Raw genomic sequence first — 13077 nt, 5'->3', positions numbered from 1 at the left:
TCGTGAGGAAAGGGCATTTATTCAAATGCGTCGATCCCGTACGACTCTTTTTGTATATGCATTCGTTTTCAAAGGGATTTATTTTGTTAAAACTTCAACCCCTGTTTCGGTGATCAAAACCATGTACTCAATCTGAGCAGAAAGCCCATCGTCGATGGTGTAGACGGTCCAATCATTTTCTTCATCAATAAAAAAGTCCGGGCTGCCTTCGTTGATCATTGGCTCGATGGTAAAAATCATTCCCGGAACCAGAACCATCTCAGACCCCTTTGGTGTTACGTAACTAACGAAAGGATCTTCGTGGAATTCAAGACCGATTCCGTGCCCGCCGATTTCCTCCACTACAGAGTAGCCGTTTTTCTGTGCATGGGAATTAATAGCATGAGCGATGTCGCCTAAGTGTCCCCAGGGTTTGGCTGCTGCAAGACCAAGTTCTACACATTCTTTCGTGACGCGCATTAGTTTCTCAGCTTCTGGTGAGAGTGTTCCGATTGCGAACATACGTGATGCGTCGGAATAGTATCCATCAAGAATGGTAGAGACATCGACGTTGATGATATCCCCCTCTTCTAGAATTTCATGCTCATCCGGGATTCCGTGACATACGACATTATTAATAGAAGTGCATACACTTTTAGGAAAACCACAGTAATTTAACGGCGCGGGGATTCCACCATGCGTCGTGGTATAGTCGTATACCAGTTGATCGATCTCGGCGGTGCTCATTCCCGGACGGATGTGAGCGGCCACGTGATCTAGCACGGCTGTGTTAAGATCGGCACTTTTCTTGATTGCAGCGATCTGTTCCGGCGTCTTTAGAAGAGAACGGTCGGGAACGATTTGGCCTTTGGCGGCCAGAGTCCATAATTTTATATCTAACTTATCCACATTTTTACCTGCTTTCTGAATTGTTCTGATAATATTATACACCGAATGTCAAGTGGGGACGTGTACAAATGAAAAAACCTCCGTCCCCGATTACATTTGGGACGTGTACAAATGAAAAAACCTCCGTCCCCGATTGACATTTCCCCTGTCCCCCGTTGTAGGATTCTCTAAAATAAGTTATAATTTCTACGTGGAAAACGATGGCAAAGAAAGGAGAAACTTATGCTGAGAATTGGTATGCTGACAAGCGGCGGGGACTGCCAGGCATTAAATGCGGCGATGCGCGGTGTTGTCAAAGGTTTATGTTCCAAACGAGAAGATGTAGAAATTTACGGATTCCAAGAGGGCTATAAAGGATTGATCTATTCAAACTTTACGATGCTGACAGCGAAGGATTTCTCTGGTATACTCACTCTTGGCGGCACGATTCTGGGGACATCCAGACAGCCGTTTAAGTTGATGCGTGTACCAGATGCAAATGGTTTGGATAAGGTAGAGGCAATGAAGCATACTTATCATAAACTGAATCTTGACTGTCTGGTGGTGCTGGGAGGAAATGGAACACACAAAACGGCGAATCTTCTGAGAGAAGAAGGATTGAACGTGGTAACGCTTCCGAAAACCATCGACAATGATCTGTGGGGAACGGATATGACGTTCGGATTCCAAAGCGCTGTGGATATTGCGACGGATACCATCGACAAGATTCATACAACAGCGACTTCCCACAGTCGGGTATTTATTGTAGAAGTCATGGGGCATAAGGTAGGCTGGGTAACGCTTCATGCCGGAATTGCGGGCGGAGCGGACATCATTCTGCTTCCGGAGATTCCGTACGATATTGATGTGGTGGTGAATGCGATTGACCGGCGCAAAGCAGCCGGAAAGCGATTTACGATTATTGCAGTTGCAGAAGGCGCGATTTCTAAGGAAGATGCAGCGCTTTCCAAGAAGGCGCTAAAGGAAAAGAAAGCGAAGAAGAAATATCCGTCTGTGGCATATGAGGTGGCAGAGAAGATTCAAAGCAAGACGGATCAGGAAGTCCGGATTACGGTGCCGGGACACACCCAGAGGGGCGGGTCTCCGTGCGCATATGACCGCGTACTGGCTACTCGGCTTGGAGCGGCTGCGGCGGAAGCAATTCTGGATGGAGAATTCGGCTGTATGATGGCGGTTCGAAGAGGAGATATCGTCCGAGTTCCGCTTTCAGAAGTTGCAGGAAAGCTAAAATATGTAAATCCGGCTTCTGAGATTATTAAGGAAGCTAAATGGACCGGAATCAGTTTCGGAGATTCCGAGATGGAGTAACAGATAGGAGTGTAAAACATGTCATATACGGCGTTATACCGTAAATTTCGTCCCGATGAATTTGAGGACGTAAAAGGGCAGGATGCTATAGTAAAAACATTGAAGAATCAGATCAAAGGGGAGCGGATTGGACATGCCTACCTGTTCTGCGGAACAAGAGGGACCGGTAAAACGACGGTGGCAAAAATTTTTGCAAAGGCAGTTAATTGCGAGCACCCGGTGGACGGAAGCCCTTGTGGGGAATGTAAAATGTGCCGTTCCATTGCGTCGGGGACGTCCATGAACGTGATTGAAATCGATGCGGCGTCCAATAATGGTGTGGACAATATCAGGGAAATTCGGGAAGAGGTCGCATACCGTCCGACGGAAGGAAGGTATAAAGTATATATCATCGACGAGGTGCATATGCTGTCCATCGGCGCATTTAATGCGCTGTTAAAGACGTTGGAGGAACCGCCGGAATATGTGATTTTTATTCTGGCGACAACGGAAGTTCATAAGATACCGATTACGATTTTGAGTCGTTGTCAGCGGTATGATTTTAAGCGTATTTCCATTGAGACGATTTCAGCCAGGTTAAGAGAATTGATTGAGAAGGAAGGCTGGGACGTAGAAGACAAGGCGATCCGTTACATTGCGAAGGTGGCGGATGGTTCTATGCGTGATTCGTTAAGCCTTCTGGATCAGTGTGTGGCATTTTATATTGGAGAGCGGCTGACGTATGACCATGTGCTGGAAGTGCTTGGTGCGGTAGATACGTCGGTGTTTAGCAGACTTCTTCGGGAGCTGCTTTCGATGGATGTGCGCAAGGTCATTGAGACGGTGGAAGAGCTGGTGATGCAGGGCCGGGAGTTATCTCAGCTTTCAGCGGATTTTACCTGGTATCTCAGGAATCTTTTGCTGATAAAGAGCTCAGATGATATGGAGGATGTGCTGGACGTATCGAGTGAGAATTTGGCGCAGCTTCGTGAAGAGGCGCAGATGATTGACAATGACACGCTGATCCGTTATATTAGAATTTTCTCGGATCTTACCAGCCAGCTGAAATATGCTGCACAGAAGCGGGTGATTCTGGAGGTAACCTTAATTAAGCTGTGCCGTCCGGCAATGGATCAGAATCAGGATGCGCTGTTTGATCGAATCCGGGCAATTGAAAAGCAGTTAGAAGAAGGTCTTCAAAATGTGGCCAGAATGGAGCCCGTCGCATACGCGGGGGACGCCGGGTATGAAATGGAAGAGGCTAAGCCGCAGAGCAAACCGGAACTTCCCCAGGCGCTGAACGAGGATGTCAAAGCAGTGGCAAAGGATTTTCGTATGATTGCGAATGATGCTTCCCCGATGCTTCGGATGTATCTAAAGCGGGCGCGCCTAAGTGCGGGCGAGGGAAACCGTCTTCTGGTAGTGCTGCCGGATGAACTGAGTGCGAGCGTTGTAGCTTCGCCGGAGCATAAGGCGGAGATCGCGCAGCTGATTGCAGAGAAGATCGGCAAGTCAGTGGAGATTGACGTGCGGCAGGTGGAAGAAGGAAGAAGATTTGAGGATAATTTTGTAGATATTGAAAATCTCATTCATATGGAGATTACCGTAGAGGATGAATAACAGGAGGAAAGAAATATGGCAAAAAGAGGTGGATTTCCAGGCGGTGGAATGCCGGGAAATATGGCAAATCTGATGAAACAGGCGCAGAAGATGCAGCGTCAGATGGAAGAACAGGCAAAAGAAATGGAGACGAAAGAATTCTCTGCAACCGCAGGCGGCGGAGCAGTGGAAGTAACGGTCTCCGGAACCAAGCAGGTTCTGAAAGTGAAACTAGATGAAGAAGTGGTAGATCCGGATGATGTAGAAATGCTGGAAGACCTGATTGTGGCAGCAGTTAATGAGGCAATGGGTAAAGTAGATGAAGTTTCCGCTTCGGCAATGTCTAAATTCACAGGCGGAATGGGCGGCGGAATGCCGGGATTATTTTAGCTTAGGAGTGGACAGGAATGGATTATTACAGTAATCAGATTACCAAACTGATTGAAGAACTTTCCTGCCTTCCGGGGATTGGCTCAAAATCGGCGGCAAGGCTTGCATTTCATCTGATCCATATGCCGATTGAAGAGGTAAAGCGTCTTGCTTCGACGATGGTAGAGGCGCGGGAAAATGTGCGTTACTGTGCAGAATGTTATACCCTGACAGATCAGGAATTGTGCCCGATCTGTCAGAATGCTTCTCGGGATCACAAGACGATTATGGTAGTGGAAAATACGAGAGATTTAGCGGCTTACGAAAAGACAGGGCAGTACAATGGTGTTTACCATGTGCTGCATGGAGCTATTTCCCCGATGGTGGGAATCGGTCCTGAGGATATTAAACTGAAGGAATTGATTGCAAGGCTGCAGGGAGATGTAGAAGAAGTGATCATTGCCACCAATTCCAGCTTGGAAGGAGAGACTACGGCAATGTATATCAGCAAGCTGATTAAGCCGACTGGAATTAAAGTCAGCAGAATCGCAAGCGGCGTGCCGGTGGGCGGCGATTTGGAGTATATTGATGAAGTGACGCTTCTGCGTGCCCTGGAGGGGAGAACGGAATTATAATGAAGAAGAACAAGGTGACATCTACCGATATTGCGAAGGCGGCAGGGGTATCTCAGGCTACCGTTTCCATGGTGCTTAACAAACGGCATAATGTATCATTTTCCAGAGAAACCGTGGAAAAAGTGGAACGAGCCGCCAAAGAACTGGGCTACGTTCCGCCGGGGCGCAAGACTAGGAAGGGCGCAAAACGGGAAAAGCTTCTGGTGGTATTTTGTTCCAATCTTACAAACCCATATTATGTAATGCTTTTGCAGGGAATTGAGTCCAGGGCGAAAGAGCAGGGCTTTGGACTTTTTGTATGCAATACCCAGAGAGATCTGAAGATGGAAGAACGCTATCTGAAGATGATGTGGGAGCTTCGTCCGCTTGGAATTATCTATACCTGTAATCCCAGTCATTGTTTTATGGGGATGGTGGAAGAACTTGCAGAACAGATTCCGGTAGCCGTCGTTAATAATCAGAATGAAAAGATGAATGTCGATGCTGTGGAGCTTGATAATTCCAAGCTTGGAAGAATTATGGCCAGACATCTTCTGGAGCTGGGACACCGGAAGGTGGCCTATATAGCTCCGCCTCTTACCATTCGGCAGAAACAGCGTTCCAAACGGGTAGAAGGATTCTTAAAAGAGTTTGAGAAAGCAGGCCTGAAGGAACAGGTGATTATCAAGGCGGCCGATGAGGAAATTGATTTAGATGTGGCCCACATTGATTCTGAGTACAAGATTGGATATGATCTGACGAAGGAATTGCTTTCGGAAAACAAGAATGTGACAGCGATCGCAGGACTAAACGACATGATTGCATTTGGCGTGCTGGACGCGCTCCACGAGGCGAAGATCAAGGTGCCGTCAGAGGTGTCGGTGATGGGATGTGATAACACATTGTTTGCGCGGATGCATAAGGTGGAACTAACGACCATTGAACATTTCGTGATCTTCAAAGGGCGAGATGCCTGTGACATTATTATGAAGAAAATGGCATCCCAGAACAGCCGATACTCAGAGCTGGAACCGATCAGTACCTATCACGTCGAGTATGAGCCGAAGCTGATTGTACGGGGGACTACGGGACCGGCAAATACCAGGAAGAAAAAATAAAATTAATTTGTTTTGAAAAATTATTACTAATAATAATGCTCAACCAATCAAAAAACCATAGTAAAATTGAAAAACGGGTATGAAAATTATTAATAAATACGAAAAATTAATAAATAAAATTACTAATAAAAACAAGGTGCTATTGACCGAATCTTATTACACGACTATAATTTTAGACATAGAAGACTGCACAGGAATGTCTGAAAAAAATCGTAAAAAGATAAGATAAGAGGAGGAAGTCAAAAATGAAATTTTTTATTGACACAGCAAAGGTAGAGGATATTAAAAAAGCAAATGATATGGGTGTAATCTGTGGAGTAACCACTAACCCGTCTCTGATTGCAAAAGAAGGAAGAGTATTTGAAGAAGTAATCGCAGAGATCGCATCTATCGTAGATGGACCAATCAGCGGAGAGGTAAAGGCAACTACAACAGATGCAGAAGGCATGATCAAAGAAGGAAGAGAAATCGCTAAGATTCATCCAAACATGGTTGTAAAGATTCCAATGACCGTAGAAGGACTGAAAGCCTGCAAACAGCTGACATCTGAAGGAATCAAGACAAACGTAACATTGATCTTTACTGCAAATCAGGCACTTCTTGCTGCAAGAGCAGGAGCAACTTATGTATCTCCATTCCTGGGACGTCTGGATGACATTTCTGTAAGAGGTACAGATCTGATTGCAGAGATCGCAGAGATCTTCAAGATTGCAGGAATTAAGACAGAGATTATTGCAGCAAGCGTTCGTCACCCAATGCATGTAACAGACTGCGCACTGGCAGGCGCTGATATTGCAACAGTACCATATGCAGTAATCGAGAAAATGACAGAGCATCCGCTGACAGATGCAGGAATTGAAAAATTCCAGGCAGACTACAAGGCTGTTTTTGGTGAATAGTTGCCACGAAAGCTAAGTTATGCTATATATTAAAGAGATAGAATTATAAAACTAGGAGGAACACCATGAACAAGTTAGAGTTGATGAAGGCGGCAAATGAAGTCCGCAAGGGTGCCGTGACAGCAGTTCACAGTGCAAAATCCGGTCATCCGGGCGGATCTTTGTCTGCAGCAGATATTTATACATATCTTTATTTTGAAGAAATGAATATTGATCCGAAGGATCCAAAGAAAGCGGATCGTGACCGTTTCGTATTATCCAAAGGACATACTGCGCCGGGATACTATGCGACATTAGCGAACCGTGGATTTTTCCCAGTAGAAGATCTGACTACCTTAAGAAAAGTAGGATCTTATCTGCAGGGACATCCGGATATGAAACATATTCCAGGTGTGGATATGTCCAGTGGTTCTCTGGGACAGGGAATCTCTGCAGCAGTAGGAATGGCTCTGTCTGCAAAACTTTCCGGAGACAGCTACCGAGTATATACCCTGCTTGGTGATGGAGAAATTCAGGAAGGACAGGTATGGGAGGCAGCAATGCTGGCAGCTCACCGTAAACTGGACAACCTGGTTGTCATCGTAGATAACAACAATCTTCAGATTGACGGAGCAATTGATGAAGTAAACTCTCCATACCCGATTGATCAGAAATTCGAGGCATTTAACTTCCATGTAATCAATGTTGACGGACATGACTTTGATGCACTTGACGCTGCATTTAAAGAAGCAAAAGCAACCAAGGGATGTCCAACTGCAATTATTGCGAAGACAGTCAAAGGAAAAGGTGTTTCCTTCATGGAAAACCAGGCATCCTGGCATGGAGCTGCTCCAAACGACGAGCAGTATGAGACTGCAATGGCAGATTTAGAGAAAGTGGGGGAAGCATTATGTCAGAAGTAAAGAAGATCGCAACAAGAGAAAGCTACGGAAATGCTCTGGTTGAACTGGGAAAAGAGCATGACGATGTAGTAGTATTAGATGCAGACCTTGCAGCAGCAACAAAGACAGGAATGTTCAAGAAGGCATTTCCGGAGCGTCACATTGACTGTGGAATCGCAGAGTGTAATATGATGGGAGTGGCAGCAGGAATCGCTGCAACCGGAAAAGTTCCATTTGCAAGTTCTTTTGCAATGTTTGCAGCAGGACGTGCATTTGAGCAGGTACGTAACTCTATTGGATATCCGAAGTTGAATGTAAAGATCGGTGCAACACACGCAAGTATTTCCGTAGGAGAAGACGGAGCAACTCACCAGTGTAACGAAGATATTGCACTGATGCGTACGATTCCTGGAATGGTAGTACTGAATCCAAGTGATGATATCGAAGCAAAAGCGGCAGTAAAAGCAGCTTACGAGCATGTAGGACCGGTTTATATGCGTTTTGGAAGAGCAGCAGTTCCGGTAATTAATGATCATCCAGATTATAAATTCGAGATTGGAAAAGCAATTACACTCCGGGAAGGAACAGATGTAACAATCATTGCAACTGGTCTTACCGTATCTGAATCCTTAGCAGCAGCAGAGAAGCTGGAAGCAGATGGAATCAGTGCAGAAGTGATCAATATGCACACCATCAAACCATTAGATGAAGAAGCAGTCATCAAAGCAGCAGCAAAGACAGGCAAGATCGTAACAGCAGAAGAGCATTCTGTAATCGGCGGACTGGGAAGCGCTGTTTGTGATGTGGTTGCAGAAAAAGCTCCGGCGAAAGTATTGAAAATCGGAGTAAACGACGTATATGGAGAGTCTGGACCAGCAGCAGAGCTGATTAAGAAGTACGGACTTGACAGCGACAGCATTTATGAAAAAGTAAAAGCATTCGTAAAATAATTTAAGGTTCCACAAGGAATCCGTGTAAAAATAGCTGCACCATTCGGCGAAATCATGCGCTGGATGGTGCAGCTATTTGCAATAGTGGAGATCAAATGGTAAAATAGGGGCATCAAAGGTGGGAAGAGAGAAAAGATGTTAAGAGAATTTCGGTTATCTGCGGCGCGAAGGTTAAAACGGAAGCGTCAGGCGTGGAAGAATGAATTTTATCAGGAAGTAAAGGATATTGCACGGCATCCGGTTGTGCTTCGGATGAAGCTTTATCCCCATCATGGGAGTACGAACTGCTATCAGCATTGCATGAACGTAGCGTACTATAATTATCAATGGTGCCGCTTCCTGAAATTAGATGCTAAGTCGGCGGCAAGAGGCGGGATGCTCCATGATCTGTTCTTGTATGATTGGCATACCCATGCGGCGAAGACGGGCGATCGGTTTCATGGCATAACACATCCGGAGAAAGCGTATCAGAATGCGCGCAAATTTTTTGATTTGAATCCGGTAGAAATAGATATTATTCGGAATCACATGTGGCCGGTGACACTTTTTGGGGTGCCGAGGACAAAAGAAGGATGGATTACGACGCTGACAGACAAGTATTGCGGCGCCTGTGAGACAAGCCGTCGAAAATAGAGAGACTCTGCCGTAAATTTCCAATGGACAGGCTCCATCAACCGCTAAATTCCGCAAAAGTCATATGCTATCATAAGCAAAAATATGCAGATGAGGTGATAGTATATGGAAAGACAATTTCCGAAAAATGTAAGGCAGATAGGAAATGTGAGCGATGAACCCAAGATCTATGTGGAAGATTATGTAGATACCTATCTGAACCAGCTAAAAGAAAAAGCGGCAAAAGAGCCGGTGATGGCGGTACTTGCCGGGGAGATTGTGACGCAGGAAGGGCAGGAAGTCGTTTACATATCCGGGGCGGTTCGGGTGGAAGAAGTGAAAACAGAAAATGGGAAGTTGGAGTTTGATATTGAAGCGTCAGATCGAGCGGAAGAACTTCGGAAAGAGCATTTTCCAACCTGTCAGACGATTGGATGGTGCCTGATTGAGAGCGGTAATCTGATGGGGCAGGAGCAGGAGGCGGCGAGAATTCACGAGCGTTTCTTTGCAAAAGCAAACAGCATTTTCATTCACAAGGATGCTGTGGAGAATGAGGAAGTATTCTACGCCTATAAGTTCGGGGAACTAATGCAGATGGGCGGACATTATATTTATTATGAAAAGAATCCCGATATGCAAAATTATATGATTCATGCAAGACGACAGATCGGCGTGACACCCAGTGAAGTGGTTGAGGATCGAGCTGCAAAGGATTTTCGCAGTGCCATAAGGGAGCAGCTGGAAGCAAAAGAGCATCATCAAAATTCCAGATTTGTATATGCTGCGAGCATACTGCTGATTGTAGTAGTATTGGCGATGGGTATCTCAACCATGAACAATTACGATAAAATGGAAGCGGTTCAGACGTCGCTGGAAACGTTGTCGCAGACAGTGACAGAGCCAAAGCAAAAAGCGGAAACGCTCTCCGGGAAAGAAAGCAAGAAAGACACTCAGAGTGTGCAGAAAACAGGAACGGTGCCGGAAATTTCGACGGTGCAGGAGCAACTGGGAGACGAAGAGTATTATGAGGTGGTCAAAGGAGATACACTGGATCGAATCAGTGAAAAAGTGTACGGGGATGCATCCCATGTAGATGCAATCTGCAGGATGAACGGATTGTCAGATGGAAACCTGATTTATATCGGGCAAAAATTACTATTACCATAAAAAGAAGTGTGGTATAATGATTGCACTACATGCAATCCAAGCCGATTCCTCGGCTTGCTGCCACATTCGTGACAGATTATACCAGGCAAGCCACAGCTTGAAAAGTAAATACCCTTGCGGGTGCTTCCTTTTCTGCGCATTGTGGTATAATGATTGCGCTATATGCAATCCAAGCTACGGCTTGAAACTTTGAGAGGGAATACAGATGTTACACCGGAAGAATAGGAATTTCCATGTAGTACGGGAACCAGAAGATCCAACGGATGAGATTATCGATAGAATTATGGATGAACTTAACAGTGAGGATGGCAGGCTTCCAGACATGGAGGAAGAAATCAGAAAACGTAAAATAAAATTCAGAAGGAAGGTTATCCTGATTGCAGCAGCGGTTATCGCAGCAGTTGTGGGAGTTTATCTGCTGATTAATTTGCAGACGTACAGCGAAGTGCGTACGGTAGATACTTATGGAAATGGCAAAACGGCAAATAACGGGTATGCTCAGTTTGGAGATGGGGTGTTGAAATACAGCCGTGATGGTATTGCTTATCTGAATCAAAAAGGAGAAGAAGAGTGGAACCAGTCGTATCAGATTAAAACGCCGGTTATTGACGTGTGCGAAGAGGCGGCGGCTGTAGCAGATAAAGGTGGAAATGATATTGTTGTGTTCCAGGAAGAAGGAACCAAAGGCGAGATTCATACCACCATGCCGATTGAGAAGATCAACGTTTCTAAGCAGGGAATTGTCAGTGCGATTTTAAAAGGTGATGGGATAACCAAAATTATGTGCTATGATACGGCAGGAAATGTATTGGTGGAACACAAAACGTCTCTTTCGGGAACGGGTTATCCACTGGATGTGACCTTGTCTTCGGATGGAGAGACAATGCAGGTGCTGTATTTGTATACGCAGGCAGGCAGCATAACGTCCAAGGTCGTATATTATAACTTTGGAAAAGCGGGAGAGGACAAGGCAGATCACCAGGTGGCTGTGGAAACATATGAGAATACGATTATGGCAGCGGGATTTTATATGAATGATTCTGTGTCTGTGGCGGTAGGCGATAACTGTCTGGTTATTTATCAAGGGGGCGACAAACCGAAAGAACGGGTGAAAGTTTCGATAAAGAAAGAGATCAAAAGCGTCTTTCATAGTGAAAAATATATTGGACTGGTTTTGAAAAATGCAGGGAAAGAAGGATATGAGCTGCGGCTTTACAATACCAATGGAAAGATGGTTATGTCAAAAGATTTCACAGGAGACTATAACCACGTAAAAATCTGCGGTAATCAGGTGATTATGTATGACGGCAAGAAATGCAGTATTTTTATGAAAAATGGAATCCAGAAGTTTGAAGGGGAAATGAACAATAATATTTTGGAAATTTTTCCGATTGCCGGAGTGAATAAGTACATTGTGATGAATGCAAATGGAATGGAAAAAGTACGGCTTGTAAAATAAGGAGAAGCTATGAACTGGTTGTTTGTAATGGTAAGCTCGGTATTAGTGATCGGAATGATAATCGGAGTCTGGCGCGGAGCCATTCGCATTGCAGTGTCCTTGGTGACGACACTGGTTACGTTGGTGTGTGTGTTTTTCGCGACACCGTATGTGGCGGGGGCGATTGCAGAGTATACACCGCTGGATGAGATGATTCAAAAAGAGGTAGTCAGCGTAATGGCAGATGAGGCGGCATCTATGGCGGCAGATCCGGAAGGAGAAAGCGTTACTGCAGAGAATGTTAAGCGGGTGTTGGAGGCTGCTGGAGTTACAGAGGACATGCTGGCTCAGTATGGAGTGAGCGTTGATGATATTCTAAATGGAAATATTACCAGTGAAGATTTGGAAAAATTTGGGGTATCCGGCAGTATCTTAGATGGTCTTAGCGGAGAAGCTTCAAAAGAAATGGAAGAAGCGATAAATAACGCCGAAATTCCAAGAGAATTGCAGATGCAGGCAATTGAACAGGCGGAGCTTCCGGAGATATTTAAGGAGCTGTTGTCGGCAAATAACAACGGCGAAGTGTATCAGGAATTAGGGGCGGAGACGTTTGCCCAGTATGTGGGAAAGTATTTGGCGAAACTCATCATTCACCTGATTGCATTTCTCTGCACATTTGTGTTGATTACGATTGTGTTTCGAGCAATTGTATTTGCGCTTGATATTGTGTCGTCACTTCCGGTTCTTGGCTTTCTGAACAGGCTGGCTGGAGGCGCGGTAGGAATTGTGGGGGCACTGTTTTTTGTGTGGACTGCATTTGTGATTATTACATTACTTTATACAACGCCGGCAGGAAGAGGAATGTATCAGATGATAGAGACGAATCACATCCTGAAAACATTATATGAGTATAACCCGATTATGAAGCTGGCGATGCTGATTCGATAGGTGTGAAAACGATAGAAAAGAATGTGAAAAGAAGTTGTGTAGAAAATGTAAAGAAAAGTAGTTTTTTTGTAAAAAAGTGCTTGACACTGTAAAATAAAGGTGCTAATATAAAAGTCCACCGCGGAAAGCGAGTGGGCTTTTTAAATAAGAAAGACAAAGAAATTTAAAAAGTTTAAAAAAGTTGTTGACAAGCTCGACTGAATGTGATAATCTAATATGGCTGTCGCAAGAGAGCAAACAACAAAAACGAACCTTGATAATTAAACAATAGACAACAACCCTGAAAATTCTTTCAGAGAATTATTCG

At 44.9% G+C, this 13077-nt stretch carries 13 protein-coding genes; 12 read left to right on the top strand and 1 reads right to left on the bottom strand.

Features of this window, described 5'->3' with window-relative positions; translation table 11 throughout:
- Window positions 1–78 precede the first annotated feature (78 nt).
- Window positions 79–888 carry a type I methionyl aminopeptidase gene (gene map, locus WKT00_RS11155; RefSeq protein ID WP_101696036.1) on the bottom strand — a complete coding sequence of 270 codons (810 nt, stop codon included), beginning with the start codon at window positions 886–888 and terminating at the stop codon, window positions 79–81.
- Between the two features lie 222 nt (window positions 889–1110).
- Here map and WKT00_RS11150 point away from each other — a divergent pair, with 222 nt between their 5' ends.
- The 12 genes from WKT00_RS11150 (at window position 1111) to WKT00_RS11095 (ending at window position 12770) form a co-directional block, all read left to right on the top strand.
- On the top strand, window positions 1111–2196 hold the full coding sequence (locus WKT00_RS11150; RefSeq protein ID WP_101696035.1) for a 6-phosphofructokinase: 1086 nt from the start codon (window positions 1111–1113) through the stop codon (window positions 2194–2196).
- 18 nt (window positions 2197–2214) lie between these two features.
- On the top strand, window positions 2215–3795 hold the full coding sequence (gene dnaX / locus WKT00_RS11145; protein WP_101696034.1) for a DNA polymerase III subunit gamma/tau: 1581 nt from the start codon (window positions 2215–2217) through the stop codon (window positions 3793–3795).
- 15 nt (window positions 3796–3810) lie between these two features.
- Window positions 3811–4164: a YbaB/EbfC family nucleoid-associated protein gene (locus tag WKT00_RS11140; protein WP_101696033.1), complete on the top strand. Its 354-nt coding sequence runs from the start codon at window positions 3811–3813 to the stop codon at window positions 4162–4164.
- A 17-nt stretch (window positions 4165–4181) separates the two neighbouring features.
- A complete protein-coding gene (gene recR / locus WKT00_RS11135) occupies window positions 4182–4778 on the top strand; it encodes a recombination mediator RecR (protein ID WP_101696032.1) in 597 nt (198 codons plus the stop codon).
- Window positions 4778–5875 (top strand): LacI family DNA-binding transcriptional regulator, encoded by a 1098-nt coding sequence (locus tag WKT00_RS11130; RefSeq protein ID WP_101696031.1) that lies wholly within the window; start codon window positions 4778–4780, stop codon window positions 5873–5875. Before recR ends, WKT00_RS11130 begins: the two co-directional genes overlap by 1 nt.
- 245 nt (window positions 5876–6120) lie before the next feature.
- Window positions 6121–6774, top strand: a complete 654-nt coding sequence (gene fsa / locus WKT00_RS11125; protein ID WP_101696030.1) for a fructose-6-phosphate aldolase — start codon at window positions 6121–6123, stop codon at window positions 6772–6774.
- A gap of 65 nt (window positions 6775–6839) precedes the next feature.
- Window positions 6840–7676: a transketolase gene (locus WKT00_RS11120; RefSeq protein WP_101696029.1), complete on the top strand. Its 837-nt coding sequence runs from the start codon at window positions 6840–6842 to the stop codon at window positions 7674–7676.
- Window positions 7664–8605: a transketolase family protein gene (locus tag WKT00_RS11115; RefSeq protein ID WP_173815009.1), complete on the top strand. Its 942-nt coding sequence runs from the start codon at window positions 7664–7666 to the stop codon at window positions 8603–8605. The genes WKT00_RS11120 and WKT00_RS11115 overlap by 13 nt, the downstream gene beginning before the upstream one ends.
- A 135-nt stretch (window positions 8606–8740) precedes the next feature.
- On the top strand, window positions 8741–9238 hold the full coding sequence (locus WKT00_RS11110) for an HDIG domain-containing metalloprotein (protein ID WP_101696027.1): 498 nt from the start codon (window positions 8741–8743) through the stop codon (window positions 9236–9238).
- Window positions 9239–9343: 105 nt separating this feature from the next.
- The gene (locus tag WKT00_RS11105; protein WP_101696026.1) at window positions 9344–10384 is read left to right on the top strand and encodes a LysM peptidoglycan-binding domain-containing protein; all 1041 of its coding nucleotides are present in this window, start codon (window positions 9344–9346) and stop codon (window positions 10382–10384) included.
- 205 nt (window positions 10385–10589) lie between these two features.
- Window positions 10590–11843, top strand: coding sequence for a DUF5711 family protein (locus WKT00_RS11100; RefSeq protein WP_101696025.1), 1254 nt, complete (start codon window positions 10590–10592; stop codon window positions 11841–11843).
- 9 nt (window positions 11844–11852) lie between these two features.
- Complete coding sequence (locus tag WKT00_RS11095; protein ID WP_101696024.1) at window positions 11853–12770, top strand: CvpA family protein; 918 nt, start codon at window positions 11853–11855, stop codon at window positions 12768–12770.
- The last annotated feature ends 307 nt before the right edge of the window (window positions 12771–13077 follow it).

It is taken from the genome of Dorea sp. ICN-14282, assembly GCF_037890115.1.
Lineage (GTDB): Bacteria > Bacillota > Clostridia > Lachnospirales > Lachnospiraceae > Dorea_B > Dorea_B phocaeensis.
This window is presented reverse-complemented; position numbering and strand designations above follow the sequence as displayed.